Origin of the sequence: Dyadobacter endophyticus, assembly GCF_014641595.1 — a bacterium.
GTDB classification, from domain to species: domain Bacteria; phylum Bacteroidota; class Bacteroidia; order Cytophagales; family Spirosomataceae; genus Dyadobacter; species Dyadobacter endophyticus.
In genome coordinates this window covers 156847-181955 of the sequence record NZ_BMIA01000006.1, presented here as the reverse complement: position 1 = coordinate 181955, position 25109 = coordinate 156847, and the positions used below count along the sequence as shown (strand labels likewise).

General features: G+C 49.5%; 20 protein-coding genes and 1 riboswitch. Of the genes, 9 read left to right on the top strand and 11 right to left on the bottom strand.

Features of this window, described 5'->3' with window-relative positions; translation table 11 throughout:
• Positions 1-176: 176 nt before the first annotated feature.
• The 4 genes from IEY24_RS29930 to IEY24_RS29915 form a co-directional block, all read right to left on the bottom strand.
• Positions 177-3377, bottom strand: a complete 3201-nt coding sequence (locus IEY24_RS29930; RefSeq protein WP_188938970.1) for a sialate O-acetylesterase — start codon at positions 3375-3377, stop codon at positions 177-179.
• A gap of 75 nt (positions 3378-3452) precedes the next feature.
• On the bottom strand, positions 3453-4460 hold the full coding sequence (gene obgE / locus IEY24_RS29925) for a GTPase ObgE (RefSeq protein ID WP_188938969.1): 1008 nt from the start codon (positions 4458-4460) through the stop codon (positions 3453-3455).
• Positions 4461-4485: 25 nt separating this feature from the next.
• A complete protein-coding gene (locus IEY24_RS29920) occupies positions 4486-5058 on the bottom strand; it encodes an adenylate kinase (protein ID WP_188938968.1) in 573 nt (190 codons plus the stop codon).
• A 157-nt stretch (positions 5059-5215) separates the two neighbouring features.
• On the bottom strand, positions 5216-6055 hold the full coding sequence (locus tag IEY24_RS29915; RefSeq protein WP_229223349.1) for a T9SS type A sorting domain-containing protein: 840 nt from the start codon (positions 6053-6055) through the stop codon (positions 5216-5218).
• Between the two features lie 170 nt (positions 6056-6225).
• Here IEY24_RS29915 and IEY24_RS29910 point away from each other — a divergent pair, with 170 nt between their 5' ends.
• The 5 genes from IEY24_RS29910 (at position 6226) to IEY24_RS29890 (ending at position 14234) form a co-directional block, all read left to right on the top strand.
• A complete protein-coding gene (locus IEY24_RS29910; RefSeq protein WP_188938966.1) occupies positions 6226-8064 on the top strand; it encodes a sensor histidine kinase in 1839 nt (612 codons plus the stop codon).
• A 78-nt stretch (positions 8065-8142) separates the two neighbouring features.
• On the top strand, positions 8143-10785 hold the full coding sequence (locus IEY24_RS29905) for a valine--tRNA ligase (protein WP_188938965.1): 2643 nt from the start codon (positions 8143-8145) through the stop codon (positions 10783-10785).
• 266 nt (positions 10786-11051) lie between these two features.
• Positions 11052-12047, top strand: coding sequence for a class 1 fructose-bisphosphatase (gene fbp, locus IEY24_RS29900; RefSeq protein ID WP_188938964.1), 996 nt, complete (start codon positions 11052-11054; stop codon positions 12045-12047).
• A gap of 37 nt (positions 12048-12084) precedes the next feature.
• Entirely contained in the window at positions 12085-13425 is a 1341-nt protein-coding gene (locus IEY24_RS29895; RefSeq protein ID WP_188938963.1) for a DEAD/DEAH box helicase, read from the top strand.
• Between the two features lie 68 nt (positions 13426-13493).
• Complete coding sequence (locus IEY24_RS29890) at positions 13494-14234, top strand: tetratricopeptide repeat protein (RefSeq protein WP_229223348.1); 741 nt, start codon at positions 13494-13496, stop codon at positions 14232-14234.
• Positions 14235-14346: 112 nt separating this feature from the next.
• Here the strand turns inward: IEY24_RS29890 and IEY24_RS29885 are convergent, their stop codons facing one another.
• Together IEY24_RS29885 and IEY24_RS29880 are read right to left on the bottom strand one after the other, a co-directional pair.
• Positions 14347-15426 (bottom strand): DUF5074 domain-containing protein, encoded by a 1080-nt coding sequence (locus IEY24_RS29885; protein ID WP_229223347.1) that lies wholly within the window; start codon positions 15424-15426, stop codon positions 14347-14349.
• Positions 15427-15436: 10 nt separating this feature from the next.
• Positions 15437-17338 (bottom strand): TonB-dependent receptor plug domain-containing protein, encoded by a 1902-nt coding sequence (locus IEY24_RS29880; RefSeq protein WP_229223346.1) that lies wholly within the window; start codon positions 17336-17338, stop codon positions 15437-15439.
• A gap of 70 nt (positions 17339-17408) precedes the next feature.
• A riboswitch (cobalamin riboswitch) is annotated at positions 17409-17609 on the bottom strand.
• Positions 17610-17673: 64 nt separating this feature from the next.
• Here IEY24_RS29880 and IEY24_RS29875 point away from each other — a divergent pair.
• Positions 17674-18594: a DMT family transporter gene (locus IEY24_RS29875; RefSeq protein WP_229223345.1), complete on the top strand. Its 921-nt coding sequence runs from the start codon at positions 17674-17676 to the stop codon at positions 18592-18594.
• On the opposite strand, the gene IEY24_RS29870 is transcribed toward IEY24_RS29875, so the two are convergent.
• Positions 18591-18953, bottom strand: a complete 363-nt coding sequence (locus IEY24_RS29870; protein ID WP_188938960.1) for a glyoxalase superfamily protein — start codon at positions 18951-18953, stop codon at positions 18591-18593. The genes IEY24_RS29875 and IEY24_RS29870 overlap by 4 nt on opposite strands.
• A gap of 69 nt (positions 18954-19022) precedes the next feature.
• On the opposite strand from IEY24_RS29870, the gene IEY24_RS29865 reads away from it, so the two are divergent.
• Entirely contained in the window at positions 19023-19628 is a 606-nt protein-coding gene (locus IEY24_RS29865; protein ID WP_188938959.1) for a thioredoxin family protein, read from the top strand.
• A 3-nt stretch (positions 19629-19631) separates the two neighbouring features.
• Here IEY24_RS29865 and prfA read toward each other — a convergent pair whose 3' ends face one another.
• On the bottom strand, positions 19632-20705 hold the full coding sequence (gene prfA, locus IEY24_RS29860; protein ID WP_188938958.1) for a peptide chain release factor 1: 1074 nt from the start codon (positions 20703-20705) through the stop codon (positions 19632-19634).
• Positions 20706-20837: 132 nt separating this feature from the next.
• Here prfA and IEY24_RS29855 point away from each other — a divergent pair, with 132 nt between their 5' ends.
• A complete protein-coding gene (locus IEY24_RS29855) occupies positions 20838-21422 on the top strand; it encodes a hypothetical protein (RefSeq protein WP_229223344.1) in 585 nt (194 codons plus the stop codon).
• A gap of 43 nt (positions 21423-21465) precedes the next feature.
• Here the strand turns inward: IEY24_RS29855 and IEY24_RS29850 are convergent, their stop codons facing one another.
• Together IEY24_RS29850 and IEY24_RS29845 are read right to left on the bottom strand one after the other, a co-directional pair.
• Positions 21466-22341, bottom strand: a complete 876-nt coding sequence (locus IEY24_RS29850; RefSeq protein WP_188938957.1) for an aldo/keto reductase — start codon at positions 22339-22341, stop codon at positions 21466-21468.
• A gap of 30 nt (positions 22342-22371) precedes the next feature.
• Positions 22372-22728: a hypothetical protein gene (locus IEY24_RS29845; protein ID WP_188938956.1), complete on the bottom strand. Its 357-nt coding sequence runs from the start codon at positions 22726-22728 to the stop codon at positions 22372-22374.
• A gap of 249 nt (positions 22729-22977) precedes the next feature.
• Between IEY24_RS29845 and IEY24_RS29840 the strand changes: the two genes are divergently transcribed.
• A complete protein-coding gene (locus IEY24_RS29840) occupies positions 22978-23313 on the top strand; it encodes a single-stranded DNA-binding protein (protein WP_188938955.1) in 336 nt (111 codons plus the stop codon).
• 55 nt (positions 23314-23368) lie between these two features.
• Here the strand turns inward: IEY24_RS29840 and IEY24_RS29835 are convergent, their stop codons facing one another.
• Positions 23369-24853 carry a xylulokinase gene (locus IEY24_RS29835; RefSeq protein ID WP_188938954.1) on the bottom strand — a complete coding sequence of 495 codons (1485 nt, stop codon included), beginning with the start codon at positions 24851-24853 and terminating at the stop codon, positions 23369-23371.
• Positions 24854-25109 lie beyond the last annotated feature (256 nt).

Below are 25109 nucleotides of genomic sequence, written 5' to 3'. Positions count from 1 at the left end.
GGTCACAAATGTAATGGAATATTTTCGCTAAAATAGCACTATTCCGTTTTTTTGATCAATCGGGGTAGAGGTGCTGTCTTTCCACCCGAATGTGCCTGCCATTTAAAATACAAAAAGGACGAAGCTTGTAATCGATAGCGCTTCGTCCTTTCCGGATGCTCGGCAAGCCTGTTTATTTATCTTACTATTACCAGCTTCTGAGTCGCATTCAATACAGATGAGTTGACGCGGATAATGTACATCCCGCTCGACAGGCCTGTCAGGTTGAAATATTTCGGACTATCGAATTTTGGAACACGGAAAGTGCGGTGAATGACCCCTCGACTATCGATGATCTGAACATCTGCATTCACCAGATCGGCGAATGTCTCCACTGTTAGCTTTTCCGACGTGTTCGGGTTAGGGTAAGCAACGAAACCCGGGTTGCTGGGATCGAGGTAGAACAGGAACGGTTCCGAGAAGTCGGAGTAACAGGTAAGTGTCGGACTGTAAACGATCGTATTGTTGACGACGTAGTTACCTGCCTTCACGGCTTTCAATGTCGCGCTGGTTTCCGTCAGTTCCGAATTATTGTATTTCCAGACGTGGTCACCTGCATTGAGGTTATTCTCTGCGAACAACGTGTAGACCCCTGTTTTCCGGATTACCGGCGCGGTCGGAGAGGGCTTCACGTCCACAGGCAAGGATGCAGAATACGGAGAATAACATCCTTGCTGGTCCTGGATACGTGCAGAATATTCGCCCGTTGCGAATACCTCGATGCTATCACCTTCAAGACCGTTATTCCAATAAAACGCATTCCCATTAGCAGCTTTCAGTACAATGGTGTCGCCGTCGCAGAAAGTAGTAGCCTGCCGTGCCGTTACCACTGGTGCGGGCGGGAGCGCGAGGGTTTGCGTAGAAATTTGGTTACTCGGATCTGAGTAGCACTGAAACTGATTAATGGTCTGTACCGAATAGGTTCCGGCGAGCGTCACTTTCAGGGTTTGCGAGGATATGCCGTTGCTCCACAAATAACCCGCGGCACCGGTTGATGTCAGGTTAACACTCAGGTCGGCGCAAAACGTAGTGGGACCATCGGCGGTGATGACCGGAGTAGGCGGCAGCGGGTTCACAACGACAGCAACCACCGGAGAAACAGGTGAAATACAACCGTTTTCGTCCTTCGCTGAAATTGTAAAATTGCCCGACGCCCGCAGTTCGATCTCACGGTTGGTCGAGCCATTGCTCCAAAGGTATGAGTATGCCTCGCTGCTGCGCAATGTGGTATAGTCGCGTTCGCAGAAAGTGGTCGGGCGCAGGGAGGTAATGACAGGAGTTGCGGGAAGTGGGTTCACTTTTACGTTTACCTCGTCGGAGGTCGATTCGCAACCGTTGGCATCCCTTTGCTTCAATGTGAATTTTCCGGTGGTAAGCACTGCTATGGATTTGGTAGTGGCATTGGTACTCCAGATATTTCCGGATTCATAACTTGAAGTCATGGTAACATTACCGCCGTCGCAAAATGTAGTTTCTCCGCTCAGTGCAATGGTAGGCTTAGCCGGTAGTGGGTTCACTTTCACAGTGACAGCATCTGATTCTGGGGAGAAGCAACCGACTGCATCGAGCGCCCTTACCCGGTAGTCGCCCGAGCTGACCACCGTAATCGTAGCATTGTTGGCACCATTAGACCATACACTTTTCACTTTCGAATCCGACGTAAGGTTCACCTCGCCGCCCTGGCAGAAGGTAAGCACCCCGGAAGCAGTGATCTTCGGTTTGTCGGGAAGAGGTGAATTGAGGACCTGCATACTCACTTTTTGAGAAGCAGCCTCGCAGCCATAAATATTTTTGACTGTAACGAAATATTCACCGCCAGCGGTTACCGGAAGCCTGTCGCCAGTGGCACCGGTGTTCCATACAGCATTTTCGGAAGTGTTCGATACCAATGTCGCTGTGTTGCCGATACATACAGGATTACTTCCTTCGATCGTTACCGTAGGCTGATTAGGCTGAATTTGCTCATTTACACGGATTTCGGGCGAGAAAATGTAATTGCCCTTATCATCGCGTGCTTTCACGTAATAAGTCCCGTTACCTACAACAATGCTGTTGGAAGATTGTCCGTTGTTCCAGTTAAACGAGTTCAGACCGATCGGGTCCGCCGAAAGGGTGACGTTCCCATTTCCTGCGCAACTTGCTGTGACCCGAAGCGGCCTTTGGCTCTGGTAGGGCTCCGATCTTGCAAAGAAATCGTCGGTAAGCGAATTGGACCAGGCATCGCCTAGCTGCATTAAGCCATCGCCTGAAAAATGGACGCCAAAGGCGGCACCATTCTCACGGGGAATCTGAATAAGATCGGTATTGGGACCTTCGAAGACATTGGGTACGGAGCTGATCACATTTCTCTGTCCGTTTGTAACGTTCACGTCGTTAAGGCGCCCGTTGTCGTAGGAGGTAATGGAAACCATCCAGGAGATATTCCTTCCCGATTCATTCCGGCTGCTTTCGATCACGGCTTTCACGTTGTTGAAATAGGTGTCGGTGCTGACATCTTTGAAATTGTCAGCCTCTCCTTGAAGCCAGAGAACACCACGAAGGCCGGTAATTGGCGTATACCGTTGGATAACGCTCCGCAGGTTTCCATATGGCATGCCGTCGGGTTTAATCCAGATAGGGGCGTAGACAGACTGCGTGTTGCCGTTGATACTTTCGCGCCAGTTGCCGGACGACATACCCTCCCAGCCTACGTTGAAAAACAAAATCGGGACGTTAAGCCGGGACGCGAGACGGTCCCCCAAACGGCCCCAACACCAGGCGGAAGGACCGCGGGGAGAAATCTTACTCTGGGCGTCGATGTGATGGAAGGTGGGTCGTTCCGGCAATTCGAAAGGATATTCACCGTATTCGTTATTATCAATGGAATTAACACGGTCGTCCTGGGCTCCCTGGTTGTTGAACTGGAAGTTATTGTCGGGAGTATCCTTAAATCCCTGTGCGTTGGATTGTCCGGCAATGATGAACACTTCGCCGACCCCTACGTGATCTACTGTTTTGGTATCCACAAGCTGATTGCCCTTCCAGCCTCTTACTTCCAACCGGTACCAGCCACCCTGGGCTGTGATGTATCCCGAGAAGAAGCCGCCTTGAACGCTGGCGTCAACGAGGGGTGTCCAGTCTCTGTCGATACCCTGGTTAGGTGCGAGTGCCGAAATTTTGGCTTCCACACGATCGATGGGTTTCGTGTAGGTGCCTGCAATGTTAATATTTGCGTTGTTAGCCTTATCACGTTGGATTACGATGCGATCGGAAGGAAAGTCGATGCTAACTTGTCCGTGTGCGGTGAAAGAAAGAATGCTAAATACTACCCAATACAAATATGGTAGATAGTGTCTCATGGTGACTGTAAATTCTTTGAAATAACTACTTGGACACACAATTTGCATCGAAAGGTTGCCTCTTTCAAGAAATTATTATCGTACGGGGAACGCCGAAGTGATCAGTTCCCATATTTTATCTTTTAATTGTTCAATCCCTTCTTGGGTTATTGCAGAAATTTGAAGCGTTGGGATACCGTTTGGTAGATTTTGTTGTAACGTAACCCGCTCTTCATCAGAGACCATATCCATTTTTGAGATGGCGAGAAGGCGGTTTTTGTCGAGCAGCTCAGGATTGTATAAGCGGAGCTCCTGTACGAGCGTCTGGTATTCCGCTTCGATGTCTTCGCTGTTGGCCGGTACGAGGAAAAGCAGGATCGAGTTACGCTCGATATGTCTCAAAAAGCGTAAGCCGAGTCCCTTGCCTTGCGAAGCACCTTCGATAATACCCGGAATGTCGGCCATTACGAAAGATTTGTAATCGCGGTAGGGAACTACGCCCAGGTTCGGCACCAGGGTTGTGAAGGGGTAATCGGCGATTTCCGGCTTGGCGGCGGAAACTACCGAGAGTAATGTGGATTTTCCGGCATTCGGGAAGCCCACCAAACCTACATCGGCCAATACTTTCAGTTCGAGGATAAACCAGTCTTCCTTTCCGGGCTCGCCGGGTTGAGCGTATTGGGGGGTTTGGTTGGTGGCGGATTTGAAATGGTCGTTACCCATTCCGCCGCGACCGCCGCGCAACAGGATCATCTCCTGTCCGTCTTCGGTGATTTCGAACAGCTGCTCGCCTGTTTCGGCATTTTTGGCGATCGTGCCCAGCGGAACTTCCAGGATAATGTCCTTTCCGATCGCGCCTGTGCGCCGGCCACCTTCGCCGCCTTTACCGTCGAATGCCTTAACGTGTTTGGTGTATTTTAAATGCAGCAATGTCCAAAGCTGGGTATTGCCTTTCAGGATCACGTGGCCTCCACGCCCGCCGTCACCACCGTCCGGTCCGCCTTTTTCGACGTGTTTTTCACGTCTGAAGTGCATAGAACCGGCACCGCCGTTGCCGGAGCGCGCATTGATTTTTACGTAATCGATAAAGTTAGAGGAGGCCATGTGAGTATAGTGGAAAGAATAGAAATCAGGCTGCTTCGATCGCTTTCGAGATTTCCCCGAAAATGAAATCGATTTCGCCTATTCCGTTGATCGCAACAAACTTACCTTGTCCTTGGTAGTAGTCGGCAACGGGTTTTGTTTTGCTGTTATATTCCTGAATGCGTTTCGCAATCAGTTCTTCGTTCTGGTCGTCGGGACGGCCTGAAGTTTTACCGCGGTTCAGAAGGCGGGCAAGTAGCTCGTCGTCGTCAACAGACAATGCCACCATGACCGAAATGCCTTCGTTGTAGCTCGTAAGCAGATTGTCAAGTGCTTCGGCTTGCTTCACAGTTCTTGGAAAACCGTCGAAAATGAAGCCTGCCGCGCTGCGGTGCTCTTTCAACTTGTTGTCGATCATTCCGATCACCACTTCATCCGGCACCAGAATGCCCTGGTCCATCAAAGTTTTGGCTTTCAGCCCCAGTTCTGTTCCCGACTGAATTTCGGAGCGCAGCAGATCTCCTGTGGAAAGGTGGATCAAATTGTACTTTGCAATTATTTTTTCACTTTGGGTGCCTTTCCCGGCGCCCGGAGGGCCAAACAGTATAAGATTCAGCATAGTTGCTTCAAAAATTGATGTCGCGGTAGACTGGTGAATAAGGGGCAAATTTACAACTCTTACTATATGTCAGCGAAATTGTTGCATAATTTTTACAAGAAAAATCCCCCTCATCATTTCTGACAAAGGGGATTCGCTATCGTAAAAGTGGCTCTATTCAGGGTATGACCACCCTTTTCACCGCTCCATCTTCATTTTGAACCACCGTTACGAACAGCGTTCCTTTTGTATTTTTCTTAAGTTCGATTTGGCCAACGTATTCACCGGCGAACTCGTGGATCTCTTTTTTGCCCACTTCTTTCCCTTTTGTGTCGGTTACCGTCACCGTCACATTGCCTTTTTGCGGTACGCTGAAACGGAGGTTAAGGATGTCGTCAGCGGGATTATTGGTATAGGCATTTAGTGAACGGATGCTGGCAGACTTTACATTTTCGTGGTTATCCCATGCATAATCGAAACTGTTACCGAAGTTCTTTCCGAAATCCTCCATCTCGCGCATCATGATTTTGGCTTTCGGCCGGAAGTTCTTATCGAAATTCTTTTGGATCGATTTCATGTTTTCGTTGAATTTATCCGAATCCCAATCAAGATCGTATTTGAAATCGCCGTCCCAATGAAATACCATCGGCTCGCGCGGGTCGCGGTGGTCGATAGTCACTTTTTTGCGCTTTTTGGAAGCGATTACGCCGTCGTTGCCATCATCGACGGTGATAGAAATGGTTTGTTTGCGCTTTTTGTCCACATTCAAAGAATCGAGCACTTTGTCGACGAATTTTTGCCTTTCATCATCGCTCAACGCGCCTACCTGGTAGCTTTTCTCAATGTCGCGGACTTTACCGTTATCATCCTCGGATACCCTGATCCGGATGCTCGTTTTCTTGTCAGCATCGTCGGATTTAGGTTTTTTGTCGGATTGGGCCTGTGCAACGGATAGCAGTGCCGGTGCCGCTACGAGCAGCAGCGACCATGTCAGTTTTTGAATAGATACAGTTTTCATAAAGCAGTTTTTGTTTTGAGTCTGAATGAATTGCAAAACCATGGCTATGTTGCTTGGGGTGCTGTTAAATAATGTTAAAAACACCTTTGGCCGGGGGCGAAACATTAAATTTGTTCTTGGCAAAATGTCGGGCAAAGCACTGCCCGCGTTGCACATGGGAAGCAGAAATTATGACCAAAAGGAAAATACAAATCATAGTAGGGTTGATGTGCCTGGCCCTGATCGGCCTGATCGGTTTTCAATGGTACTGGATCCGGGAGGCGATCGCGATCAAAAACGACCAGTTCAATCAGAAGGTCTCCGAGTCGGTACAGCAGGTGGTGCATCGGTTGGAAAAGCAGGAAATGATGTACCTTCTCCAACGGCGCATCGAAACCGAGCAGCAGAAAAGCAGGCTCGACCGCATTGCGCAGCTGCGCGACATGCCCATGAAGCGCACCACTCCGCCGAAACCCAAAACACCCGTTCAGGAAATGGCACCGCGCGTGCAGCCCCGCATGGAGATCGCCATCGGCCCTAATGGGGAGGAAATACATTATCAGATCATCACCGAAGCCGTTCCCACCGATGTACTGAGCCCGAATTTCAGGGTGATGGTGGACCATCAGCAGCGGATTATAGAAGAGTTTTTCCAGGCGCAGCAATACGGCATGGCCGGTATCGATGAGTTTATGCGCCGGAGGCTGGACGACGAGCGCCGTTTGGGAAATGCAATGCGCGGCATGGCCGAACCGGAAATCCGTCGGAAAGGGGATATTCTTAAAAAGGATTCGGTGACCAGGAATGTAGCAAACCGGAAAGTGGCATTGCCTGAAAATTCGAAAGGGCCGAAGCAGAAATCGAAGGCGATCCTTAGCGCCGGAGAGCCGGACCGTGCCGAGTTGCTGAAAGAGGTGATGAAGGATTTTATTTACACCAAAAGGCCGATAGAGCAGCGCGTGAACCGTTTTTTGCTGGACACACTATTGAAAAGGCAGCTGATCCAGAACGGTGTCACATTACCGTATGAATTTGCAGTGAGGGGTGCGGTACCAGGCAAGTCGTCCGACAGCCTTATTTTTTCGACCGTGAGCATGCGTCCGGGCGAATGGGAGGAGCGTTCATACAAAGCATCGCTCTTCCCGAACGAGACATTCGGCACGCAGAATGCATTGTATGTATTCTTCCCCGATCAGCAGCGTTATATTCTCAGCAATATGGGCGTCATGTTCGGTGGATCAGGCATTCTGATCATCGTGATCATGGCCTGCTTTTACATGGCTGTTACCACCATTCTTCGCCAGAAGAAGCTTTCCGACATCAAGAATGACTTTATCAACAATATGACCCACGAGTTCAAAACGCCCATTTCCACCATCGCTTTGGCTGCGGAAATGGCGCACGAGAATTCGGCTTCGTTAATGGAAACTCCCAAAGGCGCGCGGCTCGATCGCTACCTGGGCATTATCCGCGAAGAGAATAAGCGGCTTGGAACGCACGTGGAGAAGGTTCTGCAAATGGCATTGCTCGACAAGGGGCATGTCAAACTCAAAATCACCGAAACGAATATACACGACCTGATCGGCGCTGCTTTGAATGGCCAGAGTGTGCAGATCGAGCAGAAGGAAGGCGAAGTCGATCTCAACTTCGACGCCGAAGAAGATGTAGTGGCGGCGGATGAAGTGCATATCTCCAATATTTTGAACAACCTGATCGACAATGCGATCAAATACTCGCCCGAAAAGCTCCATTTAACCATTAATACTAAAAATGAAAACGGGGGTATCGCCATATCCATCACCGACAAGGGCATCGGTATGAGCCGCGAGCAGCAGCAGCGTGTTTTTGATACTTTCTATCGTGTGCCTACGGGTAATGTGCACGACGTGAAAGGCTTCGGGTTGGGGTTGAGTTATGTCAAAAAGATGGTGGAGGCGCACGAAGGCACCGTTCGCTTGCAGAGCAAACCGGGTGAGGGAAGCACATTTACGATCTGGCTGCCGGTCCGCAAAGAGGAGCAAATAGTTTAGAAATATCGCCCGTAACCGCTAACTTGCCGTCTTTTTAAGATGACTAGCCGACAGTTACGGCAAATTTCTGAACACGCAATGATTTCCAAAACTTATGCCCCTCAGGAGATAGAGGATAAATGGTACTCCTACTGGATCGAGAACAAGTTCTTTCAGTCGAAACCCAATCCCGATAAAGAACCCTACACCATCTTGATCCCGCCGCCGAACGTCACAGGCGTGCTGCACATGGGGCATATGCTCAATAATACCATTCAGGATATTCTCGTGCGTAAGGCGCGCATGGAAGGCAAGGAAGCTTGCTGGGTACCCGGCACCGACCACGCTTCCATTGCTACCGAGGCCAAAGTAGTGGCCATGCTCAAAGAGCGCGGCATCAGCAAGCGCGACATTACCCGCGACGAATTCATCGAATACTGCTGGGAATGGACGCACAAATACGGCGGCATTATCCTCAAACAACTCCGCAAACTCGGCGCTTCGTGCGACTGGGACCGCACGCGCTTTACGATGGAGCCGGATTTATACGATTCGGTGATCGACGTTTTTATTGACCTCTATAATAAAGGAGATATTTACCGTGGCCACCGGATGGTGAACTGGGATCCCCAGGCACGCACGACCGTGTCCGACGAGGAAGTGATCATGAAGGAGGTGAATCAGAAGCTGGTTTACCTGCGGTATCCTCTCGTTGGGGAGGATGGAGAAGGGAGAATGGAAGAAGGGGTTGTGATTGCTACTACACGGCCGGAGACGATTATGGCCGACGTGGCGATCTGCGTGAATCCCGCGGACGAACGTTATCAGCATCTGATTGGTAAGAAAGTGCTCATTCCTCTGATCAACCGGGCTATTCCGATTATCGCGGATGATTATGTGGAAATGGAGTTCGGTACGGGCTGTTTGAAGGTGACGCCTGCGCATGATACGAATGACTATGAGCTTGGAAAACGCCATAACCTGCCGATTATCGACCTTTTGAATGAGGATGGTACCTTGAATGATAAGGCGCAGATACTCGTGGGCGAGGATCGCTTTATTGCCCGGAAGAAGATCATCAAACTGCTCGAAGAATCGGGTAACCTCGTGAAAGTCGAGGAATACCGGTCGAATGTAGGGCATTCGGAGCGGACGGACTCGGTGATCGAGCCGCGGCTTTCGGAGCAGTGGTTCTTGAAAATGGAGAAAATCAGCAAGCCGGCATTCGATAATGTGATGAACGATACCGTTCAGCTGATTCCTGCGAAATTCAAAAATACTTACCGCCACTGGATGGAGAATGTGCGCGACTGGAATATCAGCCGCCAGCTCTGGTGGGGCCACCGGATTCCGGCTTACTATCTGAACGACGGTACGATCATCGTAGCGAAGTCGAAGCGGGAGGCATTGCGCAAAGCCCAGCACGAATACCAGCTTTTTGCATTGACCGAAGAAGACCTTACCCAGGACCCCGACGTGGTGGATACCTGGTTCTCATCGTGGTTGTGGCCGATCTCGGTTTTCAATGGGATCAAAGAGCCTGATAATGCAGATGTAAACTACTATTACCCGACCAACGACCTCGTTACGGCCCCCGAAATCCTGTTTTTCTGGGTGGCACGGATGATCATCGCAGGTTATGAATACCGCGGCCAGTATCCGTTCAAGAATGTATACCTGACGGGTATCGTTCGCGATAAGCAGGGCCGCAAAATGTCGAAATCGCTGGGTAACTCACCCGATCCGATCGATCTGATCGATAAATATGGTGCCGACAGCATCCGGACCGGCATGCTTTTTAGCTCGCAGGCGGGTAACGACTTGCCTTATGACGAGAAGCTGATCGAGCAAGGAAGGAATTTTGGAAATAAAATCTGGAATGCGTTCCGTTTGGTAAAGGGCTGGACGGTCGATAGCGAGCTGCCGGTTCCCGAAGGTTCGAAACTGGCGGTAAAATGGTTCGAAAGCAAACTGAACCAGACTTTGGCTGAGGTACAGGACCATTTCTCGAAATTCCGGATTTCAGATGCATTGAATTCGGTGTATAAGCTGATCTGGGATGATTTCTGCGCGCAATATCTCGAAATGGTCAAACCGGGCTTTGAGCAGCCTATCGATCTCTCGACTTACGATTCGACGCTAGATTTCTTCGATCGCCAGATGCGTTTGCTGCATCCGTTCATGCCGTTCATTTCCGAGGAGATTTGGCAAAATATTATTGAAAGAGGCGAGAACGATTCAATTTGTATCGCTCATTTTCCGCAAGCAGCCGACTTCGATCAGGCATTGCTGAACGACTTTGATATTCTTTTTGAACTGGTTTCTTCCATTCGCAACCTGCGCAATGCAAAGGGAATCAGTCCTAAAACTGCCCTGCCGCTGGCGATAAGGACTGAGACTGGCGACCGTTACAATGCACTGACTCCGCTGATCGAAAAGCTGGCGAATGTGGAGGGTATCAGCTACGTGACCGATGAAGCGGAAGGTACTTCGTTCCGGGTGAAATCGGATGAGTTCTTCGTGAACCTCGCCGACGAGCTGGACGTAGAAGCGGAGCGCGAGAATCTTTTGCGTGAATTGGAGTATACCAAAGGCTTCCTCGATTCGGTAGCGAAGAAACTTTCTAACGAGCGGTTCGTAGCGAATGCGAAAGGCGATATCGTGGAGAAGGAGCGCCAGAAGCAGGCTGATGCCGAAGCGAAGATCGTGACATTGACCGAAGCATTGGCTAGGCTTAAATAAACGTCAGAAATACACCTCTTTTTGTAAAGCACAAGGCATGAGCGCCTTGTGCTTTTTTGTTATGCTGGAATACGGTTTAATGTCTTGCGGACATTTAAAAAGTGCAACGCGACGACTACGTAAATGGCTCACCCTTAGGATTAATCCATGAATTAGTGGAGATAAAATCATATTCATTTTTAAAAAATTTTATTAGTTCGAACTGTTTGGAAATAGGAAAAATCCGGGTGTAAATTTCCTGCCAATCTCATGTAATTCAATTGACTATGGCGACGAAATCAGTACAGGACCTGGTGGTGCCGGTGGGCGTAACCCTCGACCGGTTTATCATGCACAGCCAAAGCGCGTTCCCGTACGCGACGGGCGAGCTGTCGCAATTGCTGCGCGACATTGCGCTAGCGGGAAAGATCATCAACCGGGAGATCAACCGCGCCGGGCTGGTAGACATCGCGGGCGGCAACGGGACCGAAAATGTGCAGGGGGAAGATCAGCAGAAACTCGATATCGTCGCCAATGTCCGTTTCATCCGCGCATTGAAAAATGGGGGAGAGGTTTGCGCGATCCTTTCCGAAGAAGAGGAAGACATTATACACACCGGCAACAACCATGGCAAGTACGTGGTAGCCATGGATCCGCTGGATGGCTCCTCCAATATCGATGTGAATGTCTCCATCGGCTCGATCTTTTCAATTTATAGAAGGATAACGCCTATCAACGGCCCGGCTTCGATGGAGGATTTCTTGCAAGGCGGCCGCAAGCAGATAGCGGCCGGGTACATTCTTTACGGCTCGTCGACGATGCTGGTGTATTCTACAGGCGATGGCGTGAACGGCTTTACTTTCGATCAGTCATTAGGTGAATTTATTTTATCACATAAAAATATAGGTACCCCTGCCGATGGGAAGATATACTCGGTGAACGAGGGGCATTACCACAGTTACCCGCCGTTTGTGCAACAATATATTGCGCAATGCAAAACCAGGAATTTCAGCGCACGCTACATCGGGTCGCTCGTAGGGGATTTTCACCGTAATATGCTCAAAGGAGGCATTTACCTTTATCCATCCACCAAAAAAGATCCGAAAGGCAAGCTGAGGCTGCTTTATGAATGTTACCCGCTGGCATTCATTGCCGAGAAATCGGGCGGTAAGGCGAGTGACGGATTCGGAAGTATTCTCGACATTGTGCCGGAGTCGTTTCACCAGCGCTCGCCGCTTTACATCGGCTCCGCCGGGCTGGTCGATGACGTTGTGAAGGGCTGATAACCGGCTACCGTTTTAGTTTTCGTAACTTTGCGCAATGCAGACTACGCAAAACTCATTCGAGCAGTTCAAGCTCAACCGTCAATTGCTCAACGCGATTGAAGAAGCAGGTTATACCGAACCGACACCTATTCAGGAGCAGGCGATACCCGTGGCGTTGGCCGGCCAGGACATTTTGGGCATCGCCCAGACAGGTACGGGCAAGACCGCCGCTTATACGTTACCCTTATTAATGCGCATCAAATTTGCCCAGGGGCAACATCCCCGGGCATTGATTATGGCCCCCACGCGTGAGTTGGCGATGCAAATATCCGAAGCGATCACGCAGCTGAGCAAGTATACCGACATTCGTACCGTGGTACTCTACGGCGGGGTCGGGCCGAAAACGCAGATTGAAGCCCTCCGCAAGGGTGTCGACATTATCGTTGCGACGCCGGGGCGTTTCATGGATTTGTATTTCCAGGAAGAGATCGTCGTGAAGCACCTGAATGCGATGGTGCTCGACGAGGCTGACAAAATGATGGATATGGGTTTTATGCCCCAGATCCGCAAGCTGCTTGAAATCATCCCGCGTAAAAGGCAGAATATGCTTTTCTCTGCCACTTTTTCGGGGAAAGTTGAGAACCTTTCCCACGAGTTCCTCGAATTTCCTACCCGTATCGAGGTTACCCCGCAGGCGACCGCCGCTGAAATGGTGACGCAGTCGCTTTACGAGGTGTCCAACTTCCGTACGAAGATCAATCTGCTTTCCTATTTACTGGAAGACAAGGAGAACCTCACACGCGTGCTGGTGTTTACGCGCAGCCGCGAGGTGGCCGGGCTCGTGCATCAAAATCTTCTTAATAACAGGGTAGTACCCGAGGCTGAACTTCGCGTAATACATGCAAATAAGGGTCAGAATACCCGCATTAATGCCATGGAGGCGTTCAGGGAGGGGAATATCCGGGTAATGGTGGCAACCGACGTGGTGGCGCGCGGGATCGATATCACAGAAGTGAGCCATGTGATCAATTTCGATGTGCCGCTGATCTATGAAGATTACGTGCATAGGATCGGACGGACGGGGCGGGCCAATACGGTGGGCAATGCGATCACTTTTATGACCATCGCCGACGAATACCATATCCGTAAAATAGAAGCGATGATCCGCACCGAAATCCCGAGAGCGGAATTTCCCGAAGAAGTGAATGAGGCTGAAACGCCCTTCCAGGAGCGGCAGGACATGCTTCGCGAGATCGACAACCAGCGGCGTAAGGAAGATCCGACATTCAAAGGCGCTTTTCACGAGAAAAAACACAGCTACCCGCCGGCGAAAAAAACGTCCGGGAATACCGGTAAAGGCCGCAGGGGAGCGACCGGAAGAAGTAAACGAAGGTAATGCAATACTATTCCAATAAAACCGTTTAACTTGGACAATAGAAACCTGTTCTTCTATTAAAGTCAATTATGAAAGAGTCTGTTGTAATTTGGCTTGCCTTTTTGATACCTGTGCTGAGCTTTGCTCAAAACACGCATCTGGCAAGCGCGGGTCCAAGCACAGATACCAACGTTGCCCCCAAAAAGCCCCTTGATTTAAAGGAGAGGCGAGTTATCCCGCTCTTCGGGGAGGTGAGTAAGACATCGGAGCAGATTGATGAAGAGATCAAATTCCTGAATGAATGTGACAAATCATTTTCCAGCCGCACAGAGGCCAGCAGTTTTTTCGCGACCCGTGCCTGGGAATATTTGCAGGAAGGTTCTCTGGACACCGCCTGCTACCGCTTCAATCTCGCCCAACTGCTGAACGACAAGAACGTAGAAGCCTACTGGGGGCTTGGGGTTGTATCGTACCAGCGTGAAAACTGGGTGGATGCCAAAAGAATGCTGAGCAAGGGCGTGAGCCTGCAAGGAGACAATGTACCGTTGCTGGTGGATTTATCGACAGTTGAGCTGAAACTGTACGCGATTACCAGCCGGAAAGAGGAGTTGGACGAGGCGGCTGAATTGCTGAAACATGCAGTGTCCATTGATTCCACCTACGCGCTCGGCCAGTATAACCTGGCATTACTGCATTATAATCTCAATGAGCTCGACAAATCGTGGGATCATCTGCACAAGGGCCGTATATTGGATTTTACCCAGCTAAACCTCGATTTTGTAGAATTATTAAAAGCCAAGTTGCCCGATCCGCAAGGATTTTTTAAATAAGCTGGCATAGTCCGAAACAAAAAAAGTCTCCCACACGGGAGACTTTTTTTGTTTATACTGCTCGTAGTCATTTGTTGATGTGCTGTGATAAGCGGCCAACGGCATTGAGCAGTTATTGAAAGAAAAATCCGGTAGGAATAACCCCTACTTTGATGGAATCGACTACGGAACCGTCCGTGCGGTAGCGTACCGCATAGCCGGCCTGCGTGTAGGATGGGCTCACACCCGCGTACAGCAGCCCTTGCAATGGATCAACGGCAAGGCCGGAGAAGTAGCGGGAGATCAGCGGCGTCGCCATCGCGATCTGTGTATCCGAGATAGAAAACTTGTAAGTTGCGCCGTACTCTTTACCCATTGCATTGAACCCCGAAAGCACGAAAAATATACTTTTCAGATCGGCGCTGAACGTGAAATTGCCTGGCGTTTTGTCGCCGCCCGTAGCGATGGGCAGCGTTGCTTCGGTAACATTGGTTTCGGTGTTAATGCGGAGGACCTTACTACCTGCATTCACCCACAATTTTCCATTGGCATCGATACCCACCGGATTGGCGATGCCTGGTGTGGCAATCGGCGACGTTGCTTCGTCGGAAGTTGTGTTGATGATCGCCAGCTTGTTTCCGGCGCCCCACTGGATAGTTCCGATGTAAAGTTTACCATTATTGTAAACCAGATTTTCAGGGCCATCGGCCACATTGATCTTTTTGGTAACTTTTTTGGTCGTAATATCAATAACAGCGATGTAGCCTGTGGTGTATTTCAAATCGGCATTTGTTCCCAAGCACGACACATATGCTTTATTGCCGACGAGTACTACCTCACGCGGGTTTTCAATGTCGGGCGCGCCAATTGTTCCTTCGCTTTTGAAAGTATGGCTGTCTACGAATTCAACCTTGTCCTGGCCTGCTGCCGAGTTGTCGACGAGGATAATCCCTTTCCCATTCGCCGCCACAAAATCCTGCACACCGCCTTTCAAATTAGTGCCGTTGGCAGCAGCGAAAATATCGGGGTCGGCGGTGGTCCTTTCACGTGGAAAATAGGATATCGCACCGTTATTCTGCGTGAAATTCCCTTCATTTGACACAAAAACACCACTCACATAATCTCCCTTCGCAGCCGGATCGCTTTGGTTACACGACCATAGCAACACGGTGGAAAACGCTACTGCTAATGAACTGGCTAACTGTTTTTTCATTTTCATTGATTTATTGAGAATCATAACTAAAGGTTAAACTTAATGCAAAACTTCTTCCCGGCATCGCATTATTTCTGACATTCAAATAAAACGTGTTGGTGACATTACGGATCTGCGCCTGCAAGAGCAGCTTGAATTTGTTGAAGGAAAACGTGGTTTCGCTCATCAGGTTTAAAAGCCCGTAACCATTCAGGAACTGAATATTATCGGAAGTAGAATAGCGCTTGCTAACCGCCTGGAACTGGCTCGTATACCGGGTCGACCTGTACTTGAAAAACACATTGATATTTGCCGTATGCTCAGGTACAAAAGCAAGTTGTTTCCCGACAATGTCCTGTGAGTAATTATCGTAGGCCTTTTCCTGGCTGCTTTTATTGAATGCGTAGCCTGCGTCCAGCCCTGGCCGTATCGTGCCGGTCTGCTGCTGGTAACTCAGGTGTAGCTCAATGCCGCGGGCCAGCACTTGTTGCAGGTTCTCGACGCGGAAGCCCATCGACGGGTTCCAGTAGGTCCAGTCTTTGATGCGGTTATGGTAAAAACTTGCGGAAGTGCGCAATGAGCCGCCGAATACTTCCTTGAAGATTTGTTCGAGGCCTATCTCCTTATTCCAGCCTGTTTCCGGGCGGATGCCAGGATTTCCCAGATCTTTCCAATAGCGTTCATTCAGCGTAGGCACGCGGTAGCTGCGGCCAGCCGAGCCTTTGATTTTGAGATTATAATGTATTTTTTGAATTAAACCATATTCCAGCCCCACCGAAGGCGTGAATGGCGGATTATAGCCTGTCACAAACCCTTGCCTGAGATTCACGGACGCGGTAATCCTCGAACCCGGCTGCCAGCGCGTCAGTAGAAAAAAGTCTGTGCGGTTCTCGCTCACGGGCGATTGCGCATAGCCGGGTACACGCGAACGATAATGCGTCCATTCCCCGCCGGTTTTGATGGAAACAGCATTTACGTTGTCTCCCAGACTTAGTGTAAAGTCTTTTTCGACTCTTGACGCGAACTTGTTAGTTACCGAATGGTCGGGGTGGGCGAGGTCGCCTTTGGCATAATCGATGACGTCGCGTACCCACGCTGTGCGCACCGCGAGCGTCCGCACCTGATAGCGAACCATCGTGCGGTAGGCGGTTGTCCGGGTCATTTCACGGCCTTGCTCGTCGTCGGGTGTCAAAGTCAGGTTATTGTCGGTGAGCCAGATATGTGCTGATAACTCCCGGTCATTTTTTGCACGAAAGAACAGGTCTTGCACCATTCCTTTCTGCCAGGTTTCCGTGGGCAAAAGCAGGTAGCTTCTTCGGTAACGCCTTGGATAATCGTTGTTCATCAGTCCGTTGTAGAAGGCTGTTTTTCCGGAAACCGACCATTGATCGTTCAAACTTCCAGAATAGCGTGCATTTGCCTGAAACTGATGGTTATTGAAACTGTCGTGCTGCGATCCTGCCGAAGTCTTGAACGCATCATTATTGACGTTGCTCTCTAGCAGAATGCTTCCACCTACGGCGTCGGAACCTACAATGCTGGCCGCTGAGCCATATTGAACCGAAAGCTGGTCGAAGCCGGCAACGGGAATCGTGGAAAAATCGGTCTGTCCGAGGGTGGGAGCGTTAATATTGAGCCCGTTCCATAAAACAGCCGTGTGGTTGGCGGAAGTGCCTCTGAATGAGGCGGTACTAAGTTGCCCTGGGCCGTAATTCCTGAACGCAATAGGTGTAAATGCGGAAAGCACATCGCTGATATTCTGAAACCGTAGCTGGGCGAGGGAAGTTGAGTCTATGGTCTGTATTTTGAGGCCGCTCATGAATTTTTGAGGAACAAAACCCCTGACTACTACCGGGTCGAGGTCGATGGAGTCTTTTTGCGCATAACAGGGTAGTGCCAGTGCAAAACTTGCCCACAATATCCAGTAACTCACAAATCTCCGGTCGGTAAACACGCTAAATCGCAATGAATGGCGGCGATCTACTGTTTTTCCTCCGAAAACGGGCCGATCAAATGCTCTGGCAGGTCTCCTGGCTCGTCTTTCGCATCCGGTGCCTTCCCGTCGTAAAAACAGTGGCATGAAGAATCGGAGGCAAATTGGCAGACTTACAGTTGCGGGGACAGCTTCCGGTTCTCGCGGAATTCCCTATTAAGCCTAATTGCTGACTAGAAGCAGCTTATGGCACCAAGCGGGTGTAAAGTTAGGTATTTTCGCCGACTTTCCGTTGTGTGTGATAACCGCTATCTTTGCGCAAATTCTGATTGCTTTTGGCTTCTTCTACTGAAAAATTTTCGACCGCATCTTCCCTGAAAGGCATTTACCTCATGCTGGGGGCCGCTTTTTTCTTCTCGCTCACATCTGCGATCTCGAAATGGCTCGGGAGGGAATTCCACATAGTTCAGCTGGTTTTTTTTAGGAATATCGTCGGCGTGGTCTTTATTATCAGCAGCATTTGGAAGCGTCCGCTGAGGCAGGAGGGAGGAAAGCTGGGATTGCTGATTTTCAGGGGAGTAGTGGGGACACTTTCTCTCTACATGCTCTTTTATGCAATTCAAACGCTCGGGCTTGGCCGTGCATCCACATATCAGTACACTTACCCGATTTTTCTCGCGCTCTTTTCCTGGCTACTCATAGGCGAAACGCTGAATGGAAAGGAATGGATGGCCATATTTGTTGGTTTTACAGGTATTTTGTTCGTCTTCCGGCCCGACCTTTCATCGTCGCTGCGAGACAATGCGTTGGGTCTGGGCAATGCTTTGCTTACGGCCGTTTCCTACCTTTCAATCCGGCAGTTAGGCGTGGTGTACGACACACGTGCGATCATTCTCTCTTTCATGCTCAGCGGTATTGTAATGCCTATTTTGTCGATGCTGGTTGGCACCTATTATCCAATGGAGCATTTGGATTTTCTAATAGGTACATTTAAATGGCCGGAGACTGCCTGGCAATGGCTGGGTTTTCTGACCCTGGGGCTTACGGCGCTTTTAGGACAAAAAATGCTCACGCAGTCGTTTACCTTCGATAAAGCCGGGCGTGTCGCTGCTGTGGGGTATTCCAATATCCTTTTCTCGGTACTGATCGGCTTTTTGATGGGCGAAGCTATTCCATCCCTTTCCATGCTGACAGGCATGCTACTGATCATTGCTGGTGGCATTCTGGTGTCTTTGGCCAAAGCAAAAAATGCTTAAAGCCGCTCGTTGAATGCCAGCCGGTTCATAAACGGATCGACAACGGTGACTGATATTGCATTCCAAGGCTCCTGTTCCAGGCCGGGACGGTTGTATTTGTAGTGTTTTTCGTTCAGCTCTTGATGAAAGTCCCGCACGCCGGTGCATTCGATGAAAATCTTGGCGCCGGGTGTACTGTCGCTGTGATGCTCGGAGAGGTGAAGTGTGACGCCGCCCCGGGAAATTTGCATGTAGAGCGGAGCATCATCGGAATACCGATGTTCCCAGTCGATTTGGAAGCCAAGCCAGCCGATGTAAAACTCACGTGCTTTGGTTTCGTCAAAAATGCGTAAAATTGGGATGACTTTACTGGCTTCCATATCGATTGCGTTATTAGGCAATGAATTGTGTCTGAGATTTGTTTAAGAAAAGAAATCTAAAAAATTACCATGAAACGACTCCTGTCATCACTGATAATATTTCCGGCAATGCTGGTATTGCTCGCCGGTTTTAAAGCCGATACCGGTAAGGGGCGCGTTGTAGAGAAGCCCGCTGCCAATAAGCCAGCCATAGCGAGACCAGCCGAAGGCATCCAGTGGCTGACCATCGAAGAAGCGTTCGCCAAAATCCAGAAAGAGCCCCGTAAAATCCTGATCGACGTCTACACCGACTGGTGCGGCTGGTGCAAAGTGATGGACCGCGAAACGTTCAAGGATAAAGCCGTAACGGAGTATATCAATAAGAAATACTATGCCGTTAAACTCGATGCAGAGCAAAAAGGGACGATCAAGCTCGGGGATAAGGAATTCAAATACCTTGCCCAGGGTGGCCGAGGCATTAACGAGATCGCATTGGCATTAACCAACAACCAGCCAAGTTATCCCACGACCGTCTTCCTGGACGATAAGTTTAACATGATCCAGCCGCTACCAGGTTACCTGAAAGCAAAGGAGTTTCATCAGATTATCACCTTTTTCGGAGACGATCATCACAAAAAGCAGGATTTCGAAAGTTATAAAGCGAAGACTTACGGGACTTTGTATCCTGCGAAATAGACGCTAAACCGCTTCCCCTTCCTGCATTCTTTCTGCATTCTCAGCAATGCGCAGTTTCTCGATCAATTCGGCAATATCGCCTTCCATAACAGCCGGAAGATTGTATACCGTGTATCCAATCCGGTGATCGGTAATGCGGCTTTGGGGGTAGTTGTAGGTCCGTATTTTGTCGGAACGGTCGCCGCTACCTACCATCGATTTCCGCTGTGAACTAATCGCATCGTTGTGTTTCTTCAATTCGATCTCGTACAGGCGAGAGCGTAGTACGCTTAACGCGCGATCTTTGTTTTTGAGTTGTGAACGCTCGTCCTGGCAGCTTACGACGAGCCCGGACGGAATGTGGGTCAAACGCACCGCGGAATAAGTCGTGTTAACCGATTGTCCACCCGCACCTGACGATTGGAAAGTATCGACGCGAACGTCGTTCATATTGATCTGGACGTCCACTTCCTCCGCTTCCGGCAGAACAGCCACCGAAGCAGCAGATGTGTGAATACGTCCCTGAGATTCCGTGGCAGGTACGCGCTGTACGCGGTGCACACCCGATTCAAACTTCATTTTGCCATACACATCCTCGCCCTCCACTTTGCAGATAATTTCTTTATAACCGCCGTTGGTACCCTCCGTGTAGTCCATAATCGATGAACGCCAGCCCATTTTTTCGAAAAAACGCTGATACATTCTAAAAAGGTCGCCGGCAAAAATAGCGGCCTCGTCGCCACCGGTACCGCCGCGAACTTCGAGGATAATATTACGGCTGTCGTTAGGATCTTTTGGAATAAGCAGCTCTTTGATCGCCTGTTCCAGGTCTGCGAGCTTAGGGACCAGCTCATCGAGCTCTTCCTTCGCCATTTCCCGCAGATCTTCGTCTTTCTCAGTTGCTATAAGTTCCTTGGTGCCGGCGATGTCTTTCTGCAACTTCTGGTAAAGCGCATACTGGTCCACGATCTTGCCAAGGTCTTTGTACTCCTTGCTGATCTTGGAATAACGTGAAGAGTCGGACACTACTTCGGGTTGTATGATTTGTTGAGAAACCTCTTCAAACCGTTCTTTTATAGCTTCTAATTTATCGATCATCTTTATTGAATATCTTTGGCACCTCGCATTCGGGGCACAAAGATACGCATTTTAGCTAAATGAATGGTTTCAAGGGACTGGCTGCGTATTGTGGATAAAACCGTTTGCTGGTTTAAACTAACATCTGGAACAATGAAAAGAATAATATGTATCGTGATGCTGGCAAGTGCTTTGGTCGGTTGCGACTTCAAAAGCGGGCGTATTGAGAACACGAAAGAGCTGAGCCGGGAAATCAAAGCCTCGCAGATCAAGCGGGTTACCAACGTCCAACTTATATCATCGGCCGATGAATGGGGAAAGAAAATCGCCGAGATCGCCGAAAAGGCTTTAAAAGGCGAGCTCGAAAAGAATCCCGACGCCGGACTGGCACATTGCCGGGACCTGGGCGGTATTCCGGTGATTGCCGCATTGGAAAAGGAATATGGGGTTAAAGTCGAATTGTTCGGTACAAATGACATGAAACGTCCCGGCTTGCTCGCCAAGGAGCGGGAGATCCTGGATGCATACGCTTACAGTGCGAAAAGCAAAACCCCTGCGGGCGACAATTTGCAGCAATTGAATGACACGCTGCTCGTGTACAATGCTCCTCTTTCATCGGAAAGCATTATTTGCAAGAAATGCATGGCAACCCAGGATACGACTTTCGCTGTCTGGCGATTGCTTTTCAACAAAAAGGAAATTATCAGAAAGCTGGACGCCAAGCAATTGAAGGATTGATATTCAAAGGGATACTGTTCATTAGAACAATATCCCTTCTTTTTTACTTCCCGACAACCTGATAGATATCATACCAATCTTCGCGGCTCAGCTTAATATCCGAAGCACTTGCACCGTTGCGGATGCGCGCCTCCGAGAGCGAACCGATAATGGGTAATGTGCCCAGTTTCATGAGCCAGGCGACGGCGGTCTGCTCGATATTAGCATCGTATTTCTTACCGACTTCATCGAGTTTGGCCCTCAGGCGCACGGCTTTTTCGTCGGTACCATTCAGGATTTTTCCTCCGGCTAGCGGTGCCCAGGCTAATGGTTTACTGAAACTCTGTTTGATGAAGTCGATGCGGCCGTCCTCGATCGCCGTTGTATTCATCAAATTCAGCTCGATATGGTTCGTAACGATCGGAATACGAAGGTAGGACGCGAGCAGTTGATGCTGGAATACCGTAAAATTAGCAACGCCGATATGTTTTGCTTTGCCCGAGGTTACGATCTCTGCCAATGCCATGGCTGTTTCTTCGGGGTCGGCCAGAAGGTCGCTTTGATGCAGCAGAAAAATGTCCAGATAATCGGTCTTCAGTCTTTTGAGCGAACCGTTGATACTATTGATAATGTGCTCACGCGAATTATCGTAGTAAGTCAGGTATTTATCCGGTGACGTCCTGATGCCGCATTTGCTGAACAGCACAATGTCTTCCCGCTTGAATGACTTGTTAGCGATGATCTTGCCGAAATGTTCTTCAATGGTGTGGTCGCCGTAAACATCAGCATGGTCGAATGTATTAATGCCCAGATCGAGGCAGAGATTGACCGTTTTTTCAATTTGCGTGGTGGTAACGGCACCTTCGTCGGTCCATCTCCAGAAACCATAAATTGCTTCCGAGACCTTCGGGCCGGAATCGCTGAGGCTTACTTTTTTCATCGGTGGTAGTTTGAATTCCTGCAAAAATATCTATTTCTCCAATCGTTTATCCTTTACGATCAGATAAAAATCATTGTCCAGTTCCAGGTAGCCGTAGTCGTAAACGAAGTGGTAAATGCTTCCTTTGAGTGTCGGACGGATGTTGGTAATCAGGTTAAAATCAAAGCCTTTGGCTAATAAAATGTGCTTGGTTGTCTTGGATTTATCGTCTGGGCAAAGCTCTTCCAGAATCCGGCGGTTCTTCCGGAGCTGGTTATTTATATTCCTCATCAGGTTATGGGAATCGGAATTGAGGCGGTTGTTAAAGCTGTTGCGGCACATGTCGCAACAAAACTTTTTGTCGATCCTCCCCATCAGGGGTTTGCCGCATTCCTGGCAATTGTTCATGTGTTTTCCGTTTGGCCGGAGCACTTGACGCCCAGGCAGTGTGCATAGATTTTCCCGAGCTGCAATATAGCAAAATTCATTACCCAGGTTCAATAGCCCGCATTTTTCCGTTTGCAAACGGCTACAAATGTTTTCATATGACTATAAGCGGTTAAAAACCGACTCGATTCTTCCGGTCCCCGCACCTTTGCATTGCCGGTTCGCATTATCTAGCCCGGCATCAGTATTCATCATCTAAACATTATCAGAATGAACTCGGTAAAATTAATCGGAAATGTAGGTCGCGAAATCAACGTAAGAGAGTTTGATGGCGGCAAAATGCTCAGCTTTTCACTGGCTACGGATGAAGGGTATGTTAACAGGAATAAGGAAGAGGTTAAGAACACGGTCTGGCACACGGTCGTAGTGTGGCGGGAACTGGCGCAGCGCTGCGAGGAATTTCTGACGACCGGGAAAATGGTTTCGATTGAGGGACGGCTAACTTATCGCCAGTATGTCGACAAAGATAATCGCACGGTAAGGCGTACGGAGGTGACTGCTCATAAAGTAGAGGAAGTCCAGAAGAAGCAGGAGGCGGTGGTATGAACGCGTTAATAGTAACAGGCCTCATACCTGGTCTGACATGAGGCCTGTTTTCTTATCAAAGGCTTTTTTCGAGCGCCGCTTTCCAATTGCTGTAAGCGTCACGCGTAGCCTGCGTCACATTTGCGTCGGGTTCGATTGTGCGTAATGCGGTGAGGCCTACGAACGCCTCTTCACGGTTTTTGTAGTAACCGAGTCCGAAACCGGCCGCGCGGGCTGCACCTTGTGCACCATCGGTATTGTACAGTTCGACGGTGGCACCGGAGACATTGGCAAAAGTCTCCCTGAAAACAGGGCTGAGGAACATGTTGGCCTCACCTGCACGGATATTTTTAAGGGATACGCCCACCGTTTCCATGATTTCCATGCCATAATAGAGTGCGAAAACTATGCCCTCCTGTGACGCGCGCGTAAAGTGGCTAAGCCCGTGACGGCTGAATTGAAGTCCTTTGAATGTGCTTCCCGGATCCTTGTTTTCGAGCATGCGCTCTGCGCCATTACCAAAAGGAAGGCAGAACAGGCCATCGGACCCGACAGGTGCCTGTGCAGCCAGGCTGTTCATTTCAGGGTAAGAGACATTCCCCTGGAACAATGCATTACGCAGCCAGCCGTTCAGGCTTCCCGTCCCGTTTACGCACAGTAAAACGCCGTAACGCGATGCCGAAGAAATCGGGTTTACGTGGAGGAAGGTATTAACGCGTGATTTTGGATCGAATTTAATTTGGTCGCTGACGCCATACACAACCCCGGAAGTTCCGGCAGTTGCGGCAACCTCCCCAGGTTCGAGTACGTTAAGTGAAAAGGCATTGTTCGGCTGGTCGCCGGCGCGGTACGTGACGGGAATACCCGCCCGTAACCCAAGCTCGGCAGCGGCGGCGGCGGTTACTCTCCCTTGCTCGGCAAAAGTAGGTAGCACCTCGGGCAGGATGCTCTGACTGAACCCGAAATGGTCGAACAGGAAATCGGCCGGGCGTTGATTGACGAAATCCCAGAATATGCCTTCGGAAAGTCCGGATGGGGTCGTTACGACCTCGCCTGTCATACGGGCGGCAAGGTAATCGCCTGGAAGCATGAACTTGTGGACTTTCGCATAAACCTCAGGTTCGTTCTGTTTCACCCAACCGAGTTTGGAGGCCGTGAAATTACCCGGTGAATTGAGCAAATGAGGCAGTACATATTCCTCGCCCAAAGCGTCCATTGCCTGGTTGCCCACTTCGACAGCACGGCTGTCGCACCAGATGATAGATGGACGGAGAACATTCAGGTTTTCATCTACGACCACAAGCCCGTGCATTTGGTAAGAAATTCCGATTGCACCCACCTCGTCGGGGGAAACGTTTGCTTTTTTGATAACGGCCTGGGAAGCCAGGCACGCATTCTCCCACCACATCTGAGGCTGCTGCTCGGCGAAACCCGGCTTTGGGGCTGCAATAGTCATTTCCCTTTCAGGATAGAATGCGGAGGCGGCAACTGCCCCGGTATCTGCGTGAATCAAACAAGCTTTGACGGACGAACTGCCTAAATCGAATCCAAGGAAATACATTGCGAAATATGATTATTTTGATTTAAAGTGCTTCGATGTTTAAATATAAGTGCTAAAAAGTACAAAAATGTTCAAATATCTTTAAGAAAAGAAACATAATAAGTGTAAATTTTACACTTAAATATAAATGTATGGAAAGCATACGGGAAAGTGATGTCAGATCAGTCAGAAATGGGTATATTAATGACGCAATGAAACTAAAGGGTTGATTTTAGGGTCTCCTTTGTGTTTATCTTGCAAGAGGTCAAATATCTAT

Excerpts from the sequence above, each read along its gene's own strand:
- IEY24_RS29930 (WP_188938970.1), bottom strand. The coding sequence starts at position 3,377 with ATGAGACACTATCTACCATATTTGTATTGGGTAGTATTTAGCATTCTT.
- obgE (WP_188938969.1), bottom strand. The coding sequence starts at position 4,460 with ATGGCCTCCTCTAACTTTATCGATTACGTAAAAATCAATGCGCGCTCC.
- IEY24_RS29920 (WP_188938968.1), bottom strand. The coding sequence starts at position 5,058 with ATGCTGAATCTTATACTGTTTGGCCCTCCGGGCGCCGGGAAAGGCACC.
- IEY24_RS29915 (WP_229223349.1), bottom strand. The coding sequence starts at position 6,055 with ATGAAAACTGTATCTATTCAAAAACTGACATGGTCGCTGCTGCTCGTA.
- IEY24_RS29910 (WP_188938966.1), top strand. The coding sequence starts at position 6,226 with ATGACCAAAAGGAAAATACAAATCATAGTAGGGTTGATGTGCCTGGCC.
- IEY24_RS29905 (WP_188938965.1), top strand. The coding sequence starts at position 8,143 with ATGATTTCCAAAACTTATGCCCCTCAGGAGATAGAGGATAAATGGTAC.
- fbp (WP_188938964.1), top strand. The coding sequence starts at position 11,052 with ATGGCGACGAAATCAGTACAGGACCTGGTGGTGCCGGTGGGCGTAACC.
- IEY24_RS29895 (WP_188938963.1), top strand. The coding sequence starts at position 12,085 with ATGCAGACTACGCAAAACTCATTCGAGCAGTTCAAGCTCAACCGTCAA.
- IEY24_RS29890 (WP_229223348.1), top strand. The coding sequence starts at position 13,494 with ATGAAAGAGTCTGTTGTAATTTGGCTTGCCTTTTTGATACCTGTGCTG.
- IEY24_RS29885 (WP_229223347.1), bottom strand. The coding sequence starts at position 15,426 with ATGAAAAAACAGTTAGCCAGTTCATTAGCAGTAGCGTTTTCCACCGTG.
- IEY24_RS29870 (WP_188938960.1), bottom strand. The coding sequence starts at position 18,953 with ATGGAAGCCAGTAAAGTCATCCCAATTTTACGCATTTTTGACGAAACC.
- IEY24_RS29865 (WP_188938959.1), top strand. The coding sequence starts at position 19,023 with ATGAAACGACTCCTGTCATCACTGATAATATTTCCGGCAATGCTGGTA.
- prfA (WP_188938958.1), bottom strand. The coding sequence starts at position 20,705 with ATGATCGATAAATTAGAAGCTATAAAAGAACGGTTTGAAGAGGTTTCT.
- IEY24_RS29855 (WP_229223344.1), top strand. The coding sequence starts at position 20,838 with ATGAAAAGAATAATATGTATCGTGATGCTGGCAAGTGCTTTGGTCGGT.
- IEY24_RS29850 (WP_188938957.1), bottom strand. The coding sequence starts at position 22,341 with ATGAAAAAAGTAAGCCTCAGCGATTCCGGCCCGAAGGTCTCGGAAGCA.
- IEY24_RS29845 (WP_188938956.1), bottom strand. The coding sequence starts at position 22,728 with ATGAACAATTGCCAGGAATGCGGCAAACCCCTGATGGGGAGGATCGAC.
- IEY24_RS29840 (WP_188938955.1), top strand. The coding sequence starts at position 22,978 with ATGAACTCGGTAAAATTAATCGGAAATGTAGGTCGCGAAATCAACGTA.
- IEY24_RS29835 (WP_188938954.1), bottom strand. The coding sequence starts at position 24,853 with ATGTATTTCCTTGGATTCGATTTAGGCAGTTCGTCCGTCAAAGCTTGT.